Genomic DNA, 18,826 nt, shown 5'->3' on the forward strand with positions numbered 1-18,826 from the left:
ACCTGCCCACGGCTAGCGCCGGGGGTTTCTCGGGACCGATTCGATGACCCCGATGATCATGAATGACCTCGCCGCACCAGGGTTGACCCTGGACAAGGGGTTGCAGGCGCTACTGGACACGGTCGCGCAGGACCCGACCGGCCCGCTCGCCGTCGGCGTCGCCGGCCCGGCCGGTCACGGAAAGACAGCGCTCCTCGCCGAGTTGGAGCGCATTCACCAGCGCGCCGGGATCGCCGTCCGCACGGCCGCCCCGGAGCCGGATGAGCCGGTCGACCCCGACACCGTGGTGCTGGTCGACGACGCGCACCTGCTCGACGACGCGCGGACCGAAGCGCTGCTGCGTCTGGTCACCGGCCGGCGACACCGGTTGGTGGTAGCCCACCGCCCGTGGCCCCGGTCAGCGGCGTTCAGTGAGCTGGTCGACGCCCTGCGACGCGACGGGCAGGCCGTGCAGCTCACGCCGTTCACCCGGGAGCAGACCGCCGCCCATCTCGCCACCACACCCGAGCTGGGCCGCCCCGCCGACCTGGTCGACTTCGTCCACACGCAGACCGCCGGCGTACCTCGGGACGTGGAACGGCTGGCGCGCGGCCTGGTCGGTGCGGAGACCCGGACCGGCACGGTGGACCCACCCCGTTCCGTCATCCTCGAATTCGGGCCGGACCTGGACGTCCAGCCCGCCGCGGTACGACGACTGCTGCTCGCTGTCGCGGCCGGCGGGGCGTTGCCGGTGAGCATGCTCGGCGCGCTGCTGGGCCGGGACCCGGCCGGAGTGGACGAACTGATCGCCACGACCAGGGCGGCCGGGCTGCTCGGCGCGGACGGCCGGCTCGCACCGATCGTTCGGCGGGCCGTCGCGACACTCAGCCCCACCACCGAGCGGACAGCGGTCTGGCGGCGGCTCACCGAGTTGCAGCTCGCTCGGGGTGGCGCCGTGCTGCCGCTGGTCCGCTCCCTGCTCTCGGTCGGCGCGCTCGGCGACTGCCCGGCCGCGACCCTGGCCGCCGCGGCGGACGAGGCTCTGACCGACGAGCCGGCGTTCGCCGCCGAGCTCTTCGCCGCGGCCACGGCGGCCGGGCGGCCACCCAACGCGCGGCAGGCGCTCGCCGCCGCGCTCGCCGGTGACCTCGACGACGCGCTTCGGCTGGCGGACCGGCTCCTGGCCACGGCCGCTCCCCCGGAGCGCTCCGAGGCGGCCGTGGTCGCCGCCACCGCCCTGGCCCACCGTGGTCACGTCGGTCGTAGCGTCGAGCTGTTCCGGTGGTCGGGCACTGCCTCGGCGGCGGCGTTCGCCATCGTCGGAGGGCTCGCCACCGGCGACCCGGCCGCCGCCACCGAGTCACCGGCCGGCGACCCGGCGGGCGAACCCCCGACCCTGCACGCGAGCGCCGCCCGACTGATGGCCAACGGTGCACGGGAGAGCGTGACCGGTCCGCCGACCGCCGCGCTCTCCGCGCTCGTGCAGGCCGCCGCGCTGCTGGAGCCGGACGGCCGGGCAGCGTTGCTGCCGGACAGCCCGGCGGCCCTCGCCGCGTTGACGGCGGTGCACTGCGGTGAGCTGGAGATCGCCGAGCGGGTGCTGTACCGCGCTCTGGCCGCCGGAGTCGGCGGCCCGCTGATGGCCCGCCGCCACCGGCTGTTGCAGGCCTGGATCCTGATGGTCCGTGGCGAGATCCACACCGCCGGCGAGCACCTCGCCACTGTGACGCTCGACGGACGGCCACTGGAGTCACGCGACCAGCTCTTCGCCGCCGCGATCCGGATGGGCATCGGCCGGCGCAACAGTGACCTCGGGGCGCTCAAGCGGGGTTGGGGGCAGGCGCTGGAGGCCGTGGTGCGGCACCCCGTCGACCTGTTCACCCTGCTGCCGTTGGGTGAGCTGGCCATCGCGGGCGCGCGGCTGGGTGACCTGGCCCGGCTGGAGCCGTACCTGCACCAGGGGCGTGCGCTGCTCGACCGCCTCGGCAACCCACCACTGTGGGGCGTGCCGCTGCACTGGAGCGGGCTGCACGCCGCCATCCTGACCGGCGAGCCGACGATCGCCGACGAACACGTCGCGGCGTTGCTCGCCGCCGCTGGCCACAGCCGCTACGCGGCAGTTGTCGCCGCCGCCGCCGAGAGCTGGGTGGACGTGCTCCGGGGGGTCGTCGACCCGACCCGGGTGGAGGCCGCCGCCCGAGGGCTGCACGACACCGGGTTGTGCTGGGACGGCGCCCGCCTCGCCGGGCAGGCCGCCATCCGCACCGCGGACCGACGGGCGATGACCGCCCTGCTGGAGTGCGCCCGAGCGTTGCAGGGGCGGTCCTCCGCTGGGCAGAGCGGCCAGACACCGACGACCGGTGCGAGCACGGCAGGTGTCGCGGGCCCCACCCAGCACGGTCTCAGCGACCGCGAGTACGAGGTCGCCGAGCTGGTCCTGGCCGGATTGACCTACCGGGAGATCGGCGATCGGCTCTTCATCTCGGCCAAGACCGTCGAACACCACGTGGCGCGGATGCGCAACCGGCTGAACTGCGCCAACCGCACCGAATTGCTGGCGCTGCTGCGCACCCTCGTCGCCGACCGGGCCAGCGACACGGCCGGGCAACCGTGGCCGCAGCGGGCGACCCGATGACCCGTAACGACGTTCGGCTGATCCGGACCAGGCTGGCCGTGCTGGCCGCCGTGCTGATCACGCTCTGGTCGTACGCGGCCTACGTGTCCAGCCAGGACGCCGTCGACCTGCTGCGCGTCCGGGCGCTGGCGGACACGCTGGGCCAGCCCATCGACCGCCTGATTCTGAGCCTGCAGACGGAACGCCGGATCACCGCCGAGACGATCGCCGGGGCGGGGCAGGCGACCCCCGCGCTGGTCGGGGCCCGCGAAGGCACCGACCGGGCAGCCGCCGAGATCCGCGAGTTCACCAAGGGCCGCGACCTCCGGTTACTCAGCGCTGGCAGCGTCCGTGACCGGGCCGGCGAACTGGTCCGACGGCTCGACGGCCTGGGCACGACACGATCCCAGGTGGACACCGGCCGGCTCGACCAGGGCGCGGCAGTCGACGGGTACGACGAGGTCATCGACGTCGCCTTCCGGGTGTACGGCCCGGAGTGGGGCGCGTACGAGAGCGGGTTGGCCGCCGACACCCGCGCGGTGATCGCGCTGGCCCGCGCCCGGGAGTTGCTCGCCCGGGAGGACACAGTGGTCAGCGCGGCCCTGGCCGGCGCACGGCTCGGCGCCGACGAGCGGCGCCGGCTGACCGCACTGGTCAGCATCCAGCGGTACGCGCGCACCGAGGCCGCGGCCGGGCTTTCGCCCGACGGCCAGGGCGAGCATCAGCGCCTCGCGGCCGGCCCCGAGTTCGCGGCTCTGCTCGCCCTGGAGGATCGGCTGCTGCTCCAGCCCGGCACCGCCAACGCCCTGGCCGGCCTCACCATCCAGGGCTGGCGAGCCGCGGCGGACGCCGCCCTCGGCGCGCTGCAGACACTGGTGACGACCACCGCCCGTAGCAGCGTCGAGCGGGCCACCCCCGGTGCCGCCGTGCTCATAGCGCGTACCGGGGCCGTCGTGGGGCTCGGCCTCATCGTCGTGCTAGTGCTCCTGCTGAGCTGGGCGGGCACCGTCCGACGCCTGACCGACGAGCTGACCACTGCCGACGCCGGCCTTCCGGCTCCGATGCCGGACACGCCGGCCCCAGCCCGGGAACCGGCGACGCCGGGGGGTGACGCCGAGCGGGAGCTGTTCCTGGGGCTGACCCGACGCAACCAGGTTCTGCTGCGCGACCAGCTCACCCTGCTGGACGGGATGCAACGTCGGGAACGGTCCACCGAGGAGACCGACGAGCTGTTCCAACTCGACCACCTCACCACCCGGGTCCGACGCAACGTGGAGAAACTGATCACCCTGGCCGGCGCGACACCCGCCCGCCGCTGGCGACGCCCGGTGCCACTGCTCGACGTGGCGCGCGGGGCGGTCGCCGAGGTGCCGGACTACCACCGGGTCCTGATCGCGCCGCACTGGCCGTGGTCGCTAGCGGGGCCGGCCGTCACGGACGTCATCCACCTGCTGGCGGAGCTGATCGAGAACGCCCTGGCCTGCTCCGGGGCGGAGACCACCGTCCGGGTCAGCGGCGAACAGCGACCGCAGGGGTGTGCCGTCCTCGTCGTCGACGACGGGCCCGGCCTGGACGCCGCCGCCCTGGCCGAGGCGAACCACCTGCTCGGCAATCCCCCACCGGACGGCCCGCCCACGGGCCTCGCCGGCTGGTACGCCGCCGCCGTACTGGCCGGCCGCTGCGGCGCCCACGTCTCGCTACGCCCCAGCCGGCGCGGCGGGACGGCCGCCGTCGTGCTCCTGCCCTCCCGGCTGATCACGGTCGCCGACACCGGGGGCGCACCGACAGACGCACCACCCGACAGCCCGTACCCACCGGCCCGCACCGGCGCCGACCTGACCGACCCCAACGGCAACGGCGCGCTGCCGACGCGGGTCCGCCACCCCGGGCCGACCGGCCCGGAACACGGCAGGACCAGCCTCGACACGGTTGAGTTGCCAGTCGCCAGAACAGCAAGGAGACAACAATGACGTCTGCAGTGGTCACCCAGGACGGCCTGACCGACGCCCTGAACGACCTGGTCGACCGGGTGCACGGTGCGGAGTTCGCCGTGGTGCTCTCACCGGACGGGCTGCCGCTCGGCGGCTCGCGGCGGGTGGGGGCGAAGCTGGCCGAGCAGATCTCCGGCGTGGTCGCCGGACTGATCGCGTTGGGGCTGGCAGCCACCCGGACCTGTGACGCGGGTCGGCTGCGCCAGGTCGTGGTGCAGATGTCGCGAGCGTTCCTGTTCATCGCCACCATCCCGAACGGGACCATCCTCACCGTGCGGATCGCCGGTGACGACGTCGAGGTCGGTGACATGGCGTACGAGGTGGCGCTCTTCGTGGGGCAGGCCGAGCAGCACCTGCCGATCACGCTGGGCCCGGCCTCCTCGGTGACGATCGGGGACACTGGTGCACACCAGCGGCACCACTGACGAGGCGTGGTACGACGACGACGCGGGCCCGGTCGCCCGGCCCTACACGATGACCGGCGGGCGCACCGCTCCCGCACGCGGCCAGTTCGACCTGATCTCGCTGGTCGTCGCCCGGAGGGGGGTCACGCCTCCCACACCGCTCTTCCCCGAACAGGCGCGGATCGTCGAGCTGTGTCACCATCCAGTGTCGGTGGCCGAGGTGGGTGCCGAGTTGGATCTTCCGCTGGGGACGGTCCGGGTGCTGCTCGGTGACCTGCTCGCGGCCGGGCTGATCGAGACGCACGAACCGCCGATGCTGTCGGAGCTGCCGACCGAGGATCTGCTCGAGGCGATACTCGTCGGGCTTCGCGGGCTGTGACCGGGCAGGTGCCACCCGCGACCACGTGGGCGCGCACCTGGCGACGAACTGAAGGAGAGACTGGCAGTGCCGGCAACACCACCCCAGCCACGCCGTACCGTGGCGATCATCCTGCTGGATCGGGTCGTGGCCATCGTCACGGCCGCACGGCGGGTGCTCACCGGTCGGGAGGACGTCTCGCGGGCCACCTGGGTGGCCGTCGTCGCGGCGCTCGGGGTGCTGATCGCGACGGCCGTGTCCGTCGTCGGGGTGCTGCGTACGCCGGAGAAGCTGACGCCGGTGACCCTCAATCCGCCGCCGTCGGTCGAGCAGGTGGGCGCGTCGCCGCCCGGTACCCCCCGCGCGCAGGCGCGACCGGCGGTCACCAGCCCCGCGGTGCCCGCTCCCCCGCCCGCCTCGGCCTCCTCGGCCCCACCGGTCGTCACGTCTTCGACCAGGCCCACGCCGACCGTCGCGACCACCGAACCCACCCCGCCGGCCCTGGGCGCGGACTTCGCCATCACGGACAACGCCCTGCTCAGCTACGGCGCGACCGTGACGATCAGTAATCCCGGCTCGGTCCCGGCCCCGGGGTGGACGCTGGTCGTCACCCTGCCCCGGGAGTCGCTGGGGATCAGCGGGGTCGAGGGGGCGCAGGCCAGCCGGGACGGTGCGGTGTGGACGTTCGTGCCGGACCCGAACACCGGTCAGGTGCCCGGCAGCGCCTCGATCCGGGTGACGTTCCGGGTCAACGGATCGTTGACCGGTTCCGCCCCCAAGGCGTGCACGATCGACGGGGTCGCCTGCTCCGGCCTGCCGAACTGACCAATCCGGACGCCCCGATCGAGCGCGGTACACCCGGCGTTCCGGCGGTAGCCATGCTTGATTGATCATCAGTTCGGGCGCGCTTCGTACCGTCGCGACCATGACTGTCCTACCCGCATCACCGCCGTCTCCCCGCGCCGGATCACGCCTCAGTGCCCTGGGCACCCGGGCCGCCGCTTCCGTCGCCGCTCTCGCCGTCACCAGCGCTGCCGTCGCGGTCGCCGTCGCGACCTCGTCACCCGCCACCGCCGAGCCGGGCAGCGTCGTCGTCTCGGAGAGCTTCTCGGCCGGGTCGCTGCCCGCCGGTTGGCACGCGGTCGACGGCACCTGGAAGGTCGAGAACGGCCGACTGTACGGAACCTCCGCCAGCGCCAGCGAGAACAACAAGATCACCTTCGGTCGGCACCTGAACGACTTCCGCCTCGAGGCGACCATGCGCTTCGAGGCGGTCTCGGCCGCCACCCGCTGGGCCTCGCTCGGTATCGACGTGCCCGCCAGTGGCGCGACCCCCTGGTGGATCGCCACCATGCGCAGCGGCACCACAGCCGCCAACGGGCTCGAATTCGCCCAGCGGACCACTGCCAACGCCTGGGTCGTGACGAACGCCGCCTCCGCCCCGTCCGCCGCCGGCACCGGCCGGGACGTGCGCGTCGCCGTCGAGGTGCACGGCAACCAGGCCCGCTGGATCTTCGACGGGCGGGAGGCGATGCGGACCAGCAGCCTCCAGCGTTCCGCCGACGGCGTCCAGGGGCTCTTCGTCAACGGCGCGACAGTGTCGTACGACGACGTCACCGTCACCGAGCTGGCCCCGAACGGCTACCTCCGCCCCGAGGGCAGCCCGTTCACAGTGATCGCCCACCGGGGCGCGTCCGCCGCCGCACCGGAGAACACCCTCGTCGCCCAGGAGATCGCCCGCAAGGGCGGCGCCGACTGGATCGAGAACGACGTCCAGCCGAGCAAGGACGGCATCCCGTTCATCCTGCACGACGGCACCGTCGACCGGACCACCGACGGCACCGGCGACATCCGGGACCTGACCGCCGCGCAGATCAAGGCGCTCGACGCCGGCTCCTGGTTCGGCCCGCAGTATGTCGGCGAGCGGGTGCCCACCCTCGCGGAGCAGCTCGCCGACCTGCGGACGCGGGGTGGCAACCTGCTCGTGGAGATCAAGGGCAGGCACACCCGCGACGAGGTCGCCACGATCATTCAGGTGATCCGGGACGAGCAGATGATGGGCCGGGTCTTCATCCAGAGTTTCGAGGTCGACGCCCTGAAGTACACCTACGAGATCGCCCCCGAGCTGCCGCTCGGCCTGCTCCGCAGCACCCTGGACGCCGACCCGGTTGCGATCGCGAAGGAGCTGCACCTGGCCGCGTACAACCCGAACGGTAACGCGCTGTTGGCCAAGCCGGAGGTCGTCGCCCCGCTGCACGCCGCCGGGGTCGCCGTGATGGCCTGGACGATGGACTCCGCCGCCCTGTGGCAGCGCCTGGAGCGGATCGGCACCGACGCGATCATCACCAACCGCGCGGCGGAGCTGGTCGGCTGGAACTCGGCGTTCGTCCAGCGGGCCTCCGCCGACCCGACCGTGCAGATCACCTCGCCGGCCAACGGGGCTCGGCTGGACCGGGCGCAGTCCCCGGTGATCGCGGTCGCCGCGACCAACGCGGACACCGTCACCGTGACGCTGGACGGTAAGAAGTCGGCCGCCGGGCGCAAGCTCGACCTGGCCAAGCTGACCGCCGGCCGGCACACCGTCACCACCGAGGCGACCGGGCCCGAGGGCACCGCCACCGCGACCAGCACCTTCACCGTGACGGTGAGCCAGGCCGGCCTCGGCTACCTGATCCTCACCTCGGGCGCGGACCCGGCCGCCGTTGCCGCGATGACCACCAAGCTGGCCCACGCCCAGTACGCCGAGCTGGCCACCTACGCCGACCGGCAGGCCGGCAAGCTGGTGCCGGCGGAGGTCGCCAGCGTCATCGCCGCCGACGCCCGCACCCTCGCCCTGAAGTAGCGGCTCTCCGGGTGGCGCGGCCGGTGGGCCGCGCCACCCGAAGTCCTCAGTGGAGGGAGACGGGCGATTCGGCCCGCTCGCCCCGCTGTCGCACCAGCGGTAGCGCCGGGGCCAACGCCAGCGCCATGCACAGGCCGCCGATGGGGAGCAGGTCGAGGGTGACCGCCGGCAGGACGATGCCGGCGAGGAGCAGTGGCACACTCCACCATGGCAGCCGCCGACGGGCGGCGAGCATGCCCGTGAGAACGAGCAGACCGACAAAGAAGAGCTGGGGTACGACGTCGTAGAAGGCCACCTCCACGCCGGGGATGTCCTTGAAGTCCGCGCTGAGCCTCGACATCTCCGCCCGGTCCTCGGCCAGCAGCCCCTCCACGATGTCCGCGCCGAACTGCACCATCGTCGCGGCGAGGCCGACAAACGTTGCGGCCACCACCCCGGTGCGCCACGGACTGCGGGGCAGCAGGCGGGACAGCGCGAGCACACCCGGGACGAAGCACACCATGCCGGCGAGAGCGACCAGGTGCGCGGCCTGCCAGTCGAGCCCGGGGCCGTACACCCCGTCGGATCTTGCCCACAGCCGGACCAGGCCGTAGGCCACGATGCCGACCGGTCCGGCGATCACGTAGAGCGCAGCGCGTTTCATGCCAGCCAGCATGTGGCCGCCGGCCCCGGCCGACCTCCGGGAGGTTCCCTCGGGTCGCCCTGGCTTTCGTCTCAGGTCTTCCACCGAGCAACCCCGAGACCCGCCCGACCGCCACGTGCCGGCGATCAGGGACGAAATGGCTTGCCGGTCAGCGCGGATTCCTCCGGAAACGCCAACGAGCTGAAGAACTTCTCCGTCTCGGCACTGCGGATGCCCTCGATCTTCGCCAGCAGCACCTCTGTCGCCGCGTACGCGCGCTGCTCCCGCTCGGCCGGATCAGCGGTCACCTCGGCGCGACCGAACGCGAGTCTCCACTGGTTGCTCGCCTCGATGAGGGCGAAATGGGTACGCCGCAGCAGTGCCCACATCTGATCCCACTGATAGAAGGTGCGTAGCGCGGTGGCCGTGGCGATGACCACGCCCGAGACCGCGATTACCAGGTTCTTACCCGGATAGCTGAAGCCGGCGAGCAGTGGCAGTGACGCACTGACGACGATGACCAGGATGCCGGTGAAACGAAACAGTCGTCGGTGCCATTTCGCCCGCCAGTCGTAATGGTCCCTGAGCTTGTTGATGCTCTCTTCGGCCAACGCGCGGTAGATCTGCAACGGATCACCGGGAGCGCCGTTCTGCGACTCGGCGAGCAACCCGCTCTGTCCTTGGTCAACAGACACGTCACGATGCTAGATGCTGGCCATGCGACGGTCTATAGCCCGAGAAAACGATGTTGTCGGAGTATTGACGGGCGAACATCTCACGCTCTGGTGAAGCGACTGGCCAGGAAATCACCGGAACACCGCGGCGACGCCACCACGCCGTCAGATTGGACGGAAATGCGTCCACCTCGTAGGCCAGAAAATCAGGCCGAGTGACCAGGTTGCTGACCATACTGCGACCCACCATCCGGGTTAGCGGCCCGGCGGTTCGCAGCAGGCCGCAGATGCGCCCCACCGGCACCCGGCGGTGCGGCGGCAGCTTTCGCACCGCGACCCGCAGCGCCGCCACGAGCAACGGGTCGAAGGATTCGACGGCGTACCGCCCCGGGTAGTCGGCGGTCTGTCGCAGCACCTCGTCGACGAGATCGAAGTTGAGGGCGAGCGTCGGCCGTTTCAGCTCGATCAGCAGGGGCACCCGGCCGGCGACCAGGTCCAGCACCTGCGACAGCGTGGGTACCCGCTGGTCGGTGCCCTGCAACCGGAGCCGCTGCCGATCGGCCGGGGTCAGCTCCGCGGTGGCGATCGCCGCACCGGTGAGCGCGGTCAGGTCGTAGTCGTGGACGACGACGAGCTCGCCCGAGCGGGTGAGCTGCACGTCCAGTTCGCAGGCGTAGCCAGCCTCAGCGGCCGCCTCGAACGCCGCCAGCGAGTTGGCGGGTCGATTGTCGCCGGTCAGCCCGCGGTGCGCGATCGGGATGTCGAGCAGCCAACGGTCGTCGGACGACACGCGATCCTCCTGAGCTTCCGGGACCGGGTTACCGCACTCCGGAGCACGTCGTGGAAGGGTTTTCGCGTACCTTACAGCGGCCGGTCCCGCGGCGGCGGTGGGCGGCGTCGTCGATATCGCGGTCCCTCGTGCTCCCGGTGGTACGCGCTCAGCGGTCGCTGATGAGGGGGCGTAGTCGCCGCGGGTGTGCGGCCTGCTGGACAGGGAGCCGTCGGCCCGGGGCACGCCGAGAGCGGGCTCGTCCACCGTGACGAGGGCCTGCGTCCCGGTCACTGTCGCGCGGGCGGCGTTGGCCGCCCCCGGCAACGCGCTGGTCAGATCGCTGCCCCGTTCGGCCCCGCTGGCCCCGGCGAGCAGGTGCCGCAACTGGTCCGCGATGGCGGGTGCAGGTGCCTCACGACAGGCTCCCCGGCAGGGTGACCCGGAAACAGGCGCCCCCGCCCGGACGGTCGGCGACCGTCACCTGCCCCGCGTGCGCGGCGGCGTGCTGGGCGACCAACGCCAGCCCCAGGCCGGTGCCGTCACCGGCGCCACGGGTGTGGGCTGCTCGCCCCCTGACGAACCGGTCGAAGATCGCCTCGCGGTCCTCGACGGGAACGCCCGGACCGTCATCGTCTACCTCGATGACGCCGCTGTCCCCGTCCCGGTCCAGGCGAACCGCGACCGGGCCACCGCCGTAGGTGACGGCGTTGTCGAGCAGGTTCGCCAGAACCTGGGCGATCCGCCGCCGTTCGACCTGCCACGTCGGGGGCACGTCCGGTGCCAGGCGGACGAGGGTGCCCGGCAGCCGGCGGTTTTGTCACACAACTGTCACAGAGCTTTGCAGTGACCGCCAACCCCGCCCAGCACGGTGGGGAGGGAGCAAGGGGCGACGAAGAGGGGTACGGCAATGGCGACGCCGGTGCTGCCCGCGAGGTACACGCTGCCGCTGGTCGAGGTTCGCGTCACCGAACTCGATCTGGCCTGTCTGCCGGAGGTCGGCGCGGTGTTCGACCGACTGCTGGCGCTGCGCCCCGCACAGGTCGTACTCGACCTGTCCGACTGCCAGCACCTCGACGCCGCCGCCATCGGCCTGCTGCTCGACGTGCACCGGCGGCTGACTCGCGCCGACGCGGCCCTCACCGTCCGCGATCCGAGCCGCCGGGTTCGGCGCATCCTGCACATCACCCGCCTGAATCAGGTGCTCCCGATCGTGAGCGAGGAAGGACCAGCAGCATGACCGCCGTCCCGGACGAGTATCTGATGACCCTGATCTGCGACACCTGCGGCGAGACCATCCGCGGCACCGCCTGCGTGCTCCCCGACGCCGAGGTCGTGTGGACGCTGGTGGCCGAGCACGCTTGGAGCGGTTCCCCCTTCGCCACCGGGCCGCACCGCTGCCCGCACTGCAGCCTCCTGCCCGCCTCGACCGGTGGCCACGCGTCGCGCGACGACCACGGCCCCGGCGGCATCCTCGGCACCGACCCGACCGGCCTCGGTCTGCTCGTCCGCGCCCACCCTGATGCCCGCGAACGCGGTGTCACGCTCTGCCTCGCCGCACCGTCGCGTTTCATCCGCACCGTCCTGCACACCATGCGTCTGGACGGCGCTTTCCCGATCTTCGACAGCCGCGACGACGCCCTCGCCGAGTTGTCCGTCGGTGGCGAGAGGACCCTCCCCGAGGGCCACGCGGTGGCCGTTCCCCGCTGAGGGAACGGGGCGAGCCGACCGGGTGGCGAGCATGTTTCATGCTGGAGTGGTGATTCGTTTCGTACTGAATGTGCTGTGGCTCGTCTTCGGCGGTGGCCTCGTGCTGGCGGTCGGCTACGGCATCGCCGCGCTGATCTGCTTCGTCCTGGTCATCACCATCCCGTTCGGCGTCGCGTCGCTACGCCTCGCGGTCTACTCGCTGTGGCCCTTCGGCCGCACCCTGGTGCCCAAGCCGGGCGCGGGCGTCGGCTCCGGCCTGGCGAACATCCTCTGGGTGGTGCTGGCCGGATGGTGGCTGGCGCTCTCCCACATCCTCGCGGGCATCGCCCTCTGCGTCACGATCATCGGGATCCCGTTCGGCATCGCCAACTTCAAGCTCGTTCCGGCCGCGTTCTGGCCCCTCGGCCGCGAGGTCCTCGACGCACCGTGACCCGGCATCACGTTATCCATTCACAGCGGGCGAGTCCCCGGGCTGACGACGATCCGTCGTTCAGACGGGGGAGGTCAGGTCGGCCGCGTCGGTACATCATGAAGCGATGACCATACGCGCGCGAACCGTGGGCTGGGTAGCAGCCGTCATCGGCGGGCTGGCACTGCTCGGGCTGGGTGCGCTCTTCGTGACCCTCGGCTTGGACCAGTCGGACAAGGTCGCCAGCGTGACTGGCGCGTTCTCCGCCCTGCTCGGTCTCCCACTCTCGGTGTACGGCATTGTGCTCGCCCGCCGAAACGTCAGTGGACAGCCAGCCGCGGAGGGTGCCCGGAAGGTGTCCGATCCTGCGAGTCCGGCCCTTGGCCTGCACCAGCAGATCCACGCCGGACGGGACGCCTACACAGCGGGCGGTGACCAGCATTTCGGGTCCGGTGGTCCCGGAGCGGGACGGTGAGACAGCCGACGCCAGCGAACGACGGGCTACACGCCGGACGGGACGCGTACGTCGCCGGGCGCGATCAGCACTTCTATGGCGTCGACGGTCCGCCATTCGCGGTCGAGCCCTATCGCCGTGCAAGCGCCCCTGAGTTGGCAGAGCTGATTGAGCTGCGGGCACAGCCAAGCAAGCTACTCAATGCCCGCCGGCAGGTAATTCCGTTCACCGGTCGGGTTCTGGAGCTCGACGAGATCCGGACTTGGCGCGACGGCCCTGCCCGGCATGGGGTGTGGCTGATCCACGCTGCGGGTGGGCAGGGCAAGACCCGGCTCGCCAACCAGGCTGCCGAGGAGGCAGCCGATGCGGGTTGGGCGGTGACGGTCGCGCGGCACCGTACCGAGAACCCTGGCTTCGGGCAGCCGATGGCGGTGGCCGATGAGCAGCCACTACTGATGGTGGTGGACTACGCCGAACGGTGGCCGCAGCACGACCTGCACACCTTGCTGCACCGCCACTCGGGCCGTGCCGGTCAGCTGAGGATGCTCTTGCTGTCCCGTTCGATCGACTGGTGGGCACCCTTCGACGCCGAATGCGACGACCTGGGCATCAGCGCGCGGAGCCCTCGGGAACTGCCCGCGCTCGCCGGGCCGGAGGCCGATCGCCGGGTGCTGTTCGACGCGGCCTGCCGGCGCTTCGCAGAGGTCTACCGGCTGACGGAGCGAAGGACTCTGGAGCCCGCCGGTCGGCTCACCGACCATCTTTACGGACTGACGTTGGGGCTGCACATGGCGGCTCTCGCTGCGGTCGACGCGCAGGCGAACAGTCAAGAACCGCCGCAGCGGTCGGCGGATCTCTCGCGATACCTGCTCGACCGCGAGCGACGGTATTGGAGTCGGCTGTACGGCGAGGACGCCACCACGACGACCGCACGTATCGTCTTCATCGCGGGGCTGTGTGGACCTCAGCGCCCGGCTGACGCGAGGGACATGCTGGTGCGGACCGGCCTGCCCGAGGCGGCGCAACTCAGCGCCCAGCGCCTGTTGGATCGTCACGCCCGCTGCTACCCGCCCGCGGATGCGGATTCCGCTCTGGAACCGTTGTACCCGGATCGGCTGACCGAGGACTTCATCGCACTGACCCTGACCGGTGGTGCGCTCGGCGGCCATACCGATCCCTGGTCCACCGAACTCATCACCACCACAACCGTCGACGAGCAACGGATCACCCGGCATCACCCTGGACCACTCTTCAAGCGCGACGGTGCGCATCGCCCGCCCAGACACGTTGGTCGGGCATTGACGTTCCTCGCGGCTGCCGCCACTCGCTGGGACCACGTGGCGGAGAGGCTACGAAACCTGCTCAACGCCGATCCCGCCCTGGCCGTTGATGCCGGAAGTACCGCACTTCTAGCGGTCACACCGCATCTCGAGGCAGACCTAGCGAGAGCGATCACCTTCCACTTGCCCGCGCGCAGCATCGACCTCGACCCTGCGTCGGCGGTTCTCACCGAACGTCTTGTCGCCCTGACCACGGCTGGTGCCGCAGCCAATGAGCAGGCCGAGCTCCACGTCATTCTCTCCTGCCGCCTGAGCAACGCTGGGCGCCACACGGAAGCTGTCGTCGCGGCACGGAAGGCGACGGATCTCTACCGGCGAATGGCAGAGTTACACCCCGATACCTACCTGCCGCACCTGGCCGGGTCGCTCAACAACCTCGGGGTTTTCGTATCGGATCTGGGCCGCTACGAGGAGGCCCTGGGCCTGACCCGAGAAGCAGCCACCATCTATGGACAGCTCACCGAGACAGACCCCGCCGCACATGCTCGGAATTTCGCCGCGTCCCTTAACAATCTTGGCACTCGCCTCGCGGATCTGGGACGGCGCGAGGAAGCGCTCACCCCCACCCAGCAGGCCGTGAACATCCAGCGATACCTTGCCAAGACCAATCCCACGATCCCTCAGCTGCCCGACCTGGCCGGGACACTGGACAACCTCGGCACCCGCCTGGCGGCATTGGGCCATCCGGAGGAAGCTCTCGCGGCGACGCAGGAGGCCGTCACGTACTTTCGCCAGCTGGTCGAAATTGATCCTCCCGCCCACCTACCAAGCCTCGCCTTGTCGCTGAGCAACCTTGGCAATCTTCTCGCCGCACTGGGACGACGTGAGGATGCGCTCAGCCACACTCAGGAGGCCGTGCACATCCGACGGCAGCTGGCCGAAACCAACCCCGCCGCCTACCTGCCGGACCTGGCCGGGTCGCTGACCAACCTCGGCATCCGCCTTTACGAGTTGAAACGGTGCGAGGAGGCGCTCACCCCCACCCAGGAGGCCATGCACATCCGACGGCAGCTCGCCGAAACCAACCCCGCCGCCCACCTGCCGGACCTGGCCAGGTCGCTGACCAACCTCGGGGTATTTCTTTGGCAGGTAGGACGCTACGAGGAAGCTCTCACCCCCATGAAGGAGGCCACCACCGCACTTCGACGGCTGGCCGAAACCAACCCTGCGGCCTACCTACCCGATCTTGCTATATCGCTGAGCAACCTCGGTCTGGGCCTCGCGCGTGGGGGCCCGCGGCAAAAAGCTGTGGTTGCGGCACAAGAAGCCCTGATGCTCAGCCAACAGCTGGCCCAGACCAACCAGGCCGCCCACCTGCCCGGCCTCGCTCAGACACTGTGGGCACATGCTCGGGTCTGCCTGATGACCAGCCAGAACCTGAGGACGGCGCTCACCCACATCGACGACGCAATCGGCATCTACCAACGCCTGGCGACGCGCTTGCCAGCATCGTTCGACCACTCGCTCTGGTCTGCCTGCCATACACGCGCGGATGTTCTTGATGCTCTGGGCCGCCACGACGAGGCGTCCGAGCTGCGCCGGAACCTAACCTCGTCCGGTGAAGTCTGACCCGACCACCGTCGACCGGCATCTGGTCGCAGAGCGTGCGTTGGCTGTTTGTTGTCCCGCAGCCGCGGGATCCGCGTCCGGAAATCAGCGGATGGGGGAACACCGCACCCCTTCCACTCCTAACATATAGCGCACTGGGGGGCTTGCGGCAAGACCCCGTTTATGACGCAGAATCGTCGGCCGAGGCCAAATTCTGCCGAAATGGAAGTCATGAATTGGATTCCTTGCCTACCTCCGTGTTCGAACTTCCCGATCACCTCGCTCCCAAGGCCGACCCGGCGCTCATCGCCCACGACGAGCGGCACTTCGCGGCCATGGCGCAGGGCCTCGCGCAGCTGAGCGCCGAGCTGTCCGACCGTCTGGACGCCGCGCGCCGGGCGCCCGGCGGCAAGGGCCGGCAGGCCGTCGACCGGGACGAGGAGGTCCGCCGGCTGACCGCCCGCCTGCGCTCGCTGAGCCGCTACGGGCTGGACCTGTGCCTCGGCCACGTGGTCGAGGCGGACAACCCCGAGCCGGTGTACGTCGGACGACGCGGTTTGACCGACAGCCTGGGCCGGCGGCTGCTGCTCGACTGGCGCTCACCCGCCGCCGAGCCGTTCTTCGGCGCGACTCACGCCAACCCGATGGGCCTGGCGAGCCGCCGCCGCTACCGTTGGACCCGCGGCCGGATCAGCGACTACTGGGACGAGGTGTTCACCCCGGACGGGTTCGTGGGGCACGCCGTCGCGCTCGACGACCAGTCCGCCTTCATCGCCAGTCTGGGCAGCGCCCGGTCGGCCCGGATGCGCGACGTGCTCAGCACGATCCAGGCGGACCAGGACGCCATCATCCGGGCGGGCTCGGCCGGCGCCCTCGTGGTCGACGGCGGTCCGGGCACCGGTAAGACCGTCGTCGCCCTGCACCGCACCGCGTACCTGCTCTACTCCGACCCGCGTCTCAATCAGCGCCGGGGTGGGGTGCTCTTCGTGGGGCCGCACCAGCCCTACCTGGCCTACGTCGCCGACGTCCTGCCCAGCCTCGGAGAGGAGGACGTGCAGACCTGCACCCTGCGCGACCTCGTCGCAGAGGGGGCCACCGCAGCCGTCGACACCGACCCGGAGGTCGCTCGGCTGAAGTCGTCGGCCGAGCTGGTCCGGGCGATCGACGCGGCCGTCCGGTTCTACGAGGACCCGCCGGTCGCCCCGATGACGGTCCCGGTGGGCGACTCCGACGTCCGCCTGAGCGCCGACGACTGGGCCGACGCGTTCCAGGCGCCGGGTCCGGGCACCCCGCACAACGAGGCGCGCGAGGAGATCTGGGAGGAGTTGCTGACCATCCTCATCGACCGGTACGACGGCGAGGAGCCGGACGACGTGCTGCGCGACTCGCTGCTGCGTAACCGGGAGCTGCGGGCGGCTGTCAACCGTGCCTGGCCGTTGCTCGACGCGGCCGATCTCGTGGGTGACCTGTGGTCGGTGCCCGCGTACCTGCGCAGGTGCGCGCCGTGGCTCAGCCCGGCGGAGGTGCGCAAGCTGCAACGCGACGAGCCCCGGGCCTGGACCGTGTCCGATCTGCCGCTGCTCGACGCGGCGCGGCAGCGGCTCGGCGACGCGGAGAGGGCGGGGCGCACCCGTCGGCGTGACCCGGCCGCCGCTGTCGAACGCGAGCACATGGCCCGGGTCGTCGACGAGCTGCTCGCGGCCGACACCTACGACGACGGCGAGGGCCTGTTGGCGATGCTGCGTCAACCCGACCTGCGCGACGTCCTGGTCGACGATTCCGCGCTGCCGGACGCCGACCCGGACCTGCTGGCCGGCCCGTTCGCGCACATCGTCGTCGACGAGGCGCAGGAGCTGACCGACGCCCAGTGGCAGATGCTGCTGGCGCGCTGCCCGTCGCGCAGCTTCACCATCGTGGGAGACCGTGCCCAGGCCCGGCACGGGTTCACCGAGTCGTGGCAGGAACGCCTCAAGCGGATCGGGCTCGACCGGGTCACCCTGGCTTCGTTGAGCATCAACTACCGGACGCCAGCGGAGGTCATGGTGGAGGCCGAACCGGTCATCCGGGCCGTGCTCCCCGACGCCAACGTGCCGACCTCCATCCGTGGCAACGGACTTCCCGTCGTTCACGGACCGGTCGCCGACCTGGGGTCGATCCTCGACACCTGGCTCGCCGCGCACGCCGACGGGATCGCCTGCGTCATCGGCGACCCGACGTTCCCGCCCACGGCCCGCGTCCGGTCACTGAGCCCGGAGCAGGCCAAGGGGCTGGAGTTCGACCTGGTCGTCCTCGTCGACCCGGAAACCTTCGGCACCGGCATCTCGGGGGCGGTCGACCGCTACGTCGCAATGACCCGAGCCACCCAGCAACTCGTGCTCCTAACCAGCGGTTGAGGTTCGGGGTGCTGTCCCGGAGCAGGACCCTTCGGCGGTCGGTAAGGTGCACGACGTACACGTCAAACGATGTCCCTCGATCGGGGCAAACCCACGGATCGACGTACGGATCGCTCAACTACCCCGCAACGTCTCCCGGAGGTACCGACGGCCGTGATGGATCCGGGACTTCAGCGTGCCGATCGGAATGCCCAGCTGCCCGGCGATCTCCTGATAGTCGAGCTGACACAGGTCGCGGAGCACGAGGGCCGTCGCCAGCTCCGGCCGGTGCGCCTCCAGCCGGTCCAGCGCGTCCAACAGGTCGAGGCGCGATCCCGCGATGACGCTCGTCGTGCGGGGGTCGGCCACCTCGACGGGCAGCAGCGCGCTGGGCCGCTCGGCCGCTCGTCGTCGCAGTGACCGGTAGGTCTGGCGGGCGCAGTTGGCGACCACGGTGTGCAACCAGGTGGAGAAGAGCGACCGCCCCTCGAACCGGTGGATGTGCCGGGCCACCTGTAACAACGCGTCCTGCGCCGCCTCTTCCGCGTCCTGCCGACAGGGCAGGAATCGCCCGCACTGCTCCAACACCCGTGGACCGATCGCGGCCAGCAGCGCGTTGAGTGCGGCGCTGTCGCCGGCCGCCGCCCGCCTCGCCAGCTCCTCGGTGTCAGATTCCTTCGCCACCCGCGCTCCCCCGCTCGTGGGCGTCACCGGAGTCCCGGTGGCCGGATAATACGATC

At 71.1% G+C, this 18,826-nt stretch carries 16 protein-coding genes and 1 pseudogene; 12 read left to right on the top strand and 5 right to left on the bottom strand.

Translation table 11 applies throughout. The features are described from left to right. Positions 1 to 52 precede the first annotated feature (52 nt). The 6 genes from ACIA47_RS02990 (at position 53) to ACIA47_RS03015 (ending at position 8,188) form a co-directional block, all read left to right on the top strand. Positions 53 to 2,614, top strand: coding sequence for a LuxR C-terminal-related transcriptional regulator (locus ACIA47_RS02990; RefSeq protein ID WP_396704949.1), 2,562 nt, complete (start codon positions 53 to 55; stop codon positions 2,612 to 2,614). Continuing rightward, on the top strand, positions 2,611 to 4,563 hold the full coding sequence (locus ACIA47_RS02995; RefSeq protein ID WP_396704951.1) for a nitrate- and nitrite sensing domain-containing protein: 1,953 nt from the start codon (positions 2,611 to 2,613) through the stop codon (positions 4,561 to 4,563). Before ACIA47_RS02990 ends, ACIA47_RS02995 begins: the two co-directional genes overlap by 4 nt. Beyond that, positions 4,560 to 5,009 (top strand): roadblock/LC7 domain-containing protein, encoded by a 450-nt coding sequence (locus ACIA47_RS03000; protein ID WP_203120533.1) that lies wholly within the window; start codon positions 4,560 to 4,562, stop codon positions 5,007 to 5,009. The genes ACIA47_RS02995 and ACIA47_RS03000 overlap by 4 nt, the downstream gene beginning before the upstream one ends. Beyond that, positions 4,987 to 5,367, top strand: coding sequence for a DUF742 domain-containing protein (locus ACIA47_RS03005; RefSeq protein WP_091399588.1), 381 nt, complete (start codon positions 4,987 to 4,989; stop codon positions 5,365 to 5,367). Before ACIA47_RS03000 ends, ACIA47_RS03005 begins: the two co-directional genes overlap by 23 nt. Before the next feature lie 66 nt (positions 5,368 to 5,433). After that, positions 5,434 to 6,171: a cellulose binding domain-containing protein gene (locus ACIA47_RS03010; protein WP_396704954.1), complete on the top strand. Its 738-nt coding sequence runs from the start codon at positions 5,434 to 5,436 to the stop codon at positions 6,169 to 6,171. 100 nt (positions 6,172 to 6,271) lie between these two features. Continuing rightward, the gene (locus tag ACIA47_RS03015; RefSeq protein ID WP_396704956.1) at positions 6,272 to 8,188 is read left to right on the top strand and encodes a glycerophosphodiester phosphodiesterase family protein; all 1,917 of its coding nucleotides are present in this window, start codon (positions 6,272 to 6,274) and stop codon (positions 8,186 to 8,188) included. Between the two features lie 46 nt (positions 8,189 to 8,234). Here the strand turns inward: ACIA47_RS03015 and ACIA47_RS03020 are convergent, their stop codons facing one another. From ACIA47_RS03020 to ACIA47_RS03035, 4 genes and pseudogenes are all read right to left on the bottom strand, one after another. Continuing rightward, a complete protein-coding gene (locus ACIA47_RS03020; protein ID WP_396704958.1) occupies positions 8,235 to 8,831 on the bottom strand; it encodes a hypothetical protein in 597 nt (198 codons plus the stop codon). A gap of 125 nt (positions 8,832 to 8,956) precedes the next feature. After that, positions 8,957 to 9,505 carry an SLATT domain-containing protein gene (locus tag ACIA47_RS03025; RefSeq protein WP_396704960.1) on the bottom strand — a complete coding sequence of 183 codons (549 nt, stop codon included), beginning with the start codon at positions 9,503 to 9,505 and terminating at the stop codon, positions 8,957 to 8,959. Position 9,506: 1 nt separating this feature from the next. Then, on the bottom strand, positions 9,507 to 10,274 hold the full coding sequence (locus ACIA47_RS03030; RefSeq protein WP_170158773.1) for a glycerophosphodiester phosphodiesterase family protein: 768 nt from the start codon (positions 10,272 to 10,274) through the stop codon (positions 9,507 to 9,509). A 394-nt stretch (positions 10,275 to 10,668) separates the two neighbouring features. Next, a pseudogene (locus ACIA47_RS03035) lies at positions 10,669 to 11,073 on the bottom strand (sensor histidine kinase); the annotation flags it as partial. Positions 11,074 to 11,163: 90 nt separating this feature from the next. Here ACIA47_RS03035 and ACIA47_RS03040 point away from each other — a divergent pair. The 6 genes from ACIA47_RS03040 (at position 11,164) to helR (ending at position 18,107) form a co-directional block, all read left to right on the top strand. Continuing rightward, positions 11,164 to 11,493, top strand: coding sequence for an STAS domain-containing protein (locus tag ACIA47_RS03040; RefSeq protein ID WP_203120539.1), 330 nt, complete (start codon positions 11,164 to 11,166; stop codon positions 11,491 to 11,493). Continuing rightward, entirely contained in the window at positions 11,490 to 11,963 is a 474-nt protein-coding gene (locus tag ACIA47_RS03045; protein ID WP_396704963.1) for an STAS domain-containing protein, read from the top strand. Before ACIA47_RS03040 ends, ACIA47_RS03045 begins: the two co-directional genes overlap by 4 nt. Positions 11,964 to 12,012: 49 nt before the next feature. Further along, positions 12,013 to 12,393: a YccF domain-containing protein gene (locus ACIA47_RS03050; protein ID WP_396704965.1), complete on the top strand. Its 381-nt coding sequence runs from the start codon at positions 12,013 to 12,015 to the stop codon at positions 12,391 to 12,393. A gap of 106 nt (positions 12,394 to 12,499) precedes the next feature. Beyond that, entirely contained in the window at positions 12,500 to 12,847 is a 348-nt protein-coding gene (locus ACIA47_RS03055; RefSeq protein WP_396704967.1) for a hypothetical protein, read from the top strand. Further along, positions 12,844 to 15,735 carry a tetratricopeptide repeat protein gene (locus ACIA47_RS03060; RefSeq protein ID WP_396704969.1) on the top strand — a complete coding sequence of 964 codons (2,892 nt, stop codon included), beginning with the start codon at positions 12,844 to 12,846 and terminating at the stop codon, positions 15,733 to 15,735. The genes ACIA47_RS03055 and ACIA47_RS03060 overlap by 4 nt, the downstream gene beginning before the upstream one ends. Before the next feature lie 236 nt (positions 15,736 to 15,971). Continuing rightward, the gene (gene helR / locus ACIA47_RS03065; RefSeq protein ID WP_396704971.1) at positions 15,972 to 18,107 is read left to right on the top strand and encodes an RNA polymerase recycling motor ATPase HelR; all 2,136 of its coding nucleotides are present in this window, start codon (positions 15,972 to 15,974) and stop codon (positions 18,105 to 18,107) included. Positions 18,108 to 18,221: 114 nt separating this feature from the next. Here helR and ACIA47_RS03070 read toward each other — a convergent pair whose 3' ends face one another. Next, positions 18,222 to 18,770: an RNA polymerase sigma factor gene (locus tag ACIA47_RS03070; protein WP_396704973.1), complete on the bottom strand. Its 549-nt coding sequence runs from the start codon at positions 18,768 to 18,770 to the stop codon at positions 18,222 to 18,224. Positions 18,771 to 18,826: the final 56 nt, after the last annotated feature.

The sequence above is a fragment of the Micromonospora sp. NPDC051227 genome (assembly GCF_044455385.1).
In the GTDB taxonomy this organism is placed as follows: domain Bacteria; phylum Actinomycetota; class Actinomycetes; order Mycobacteriales; family Micromonosporaceae; genus Micromonospora.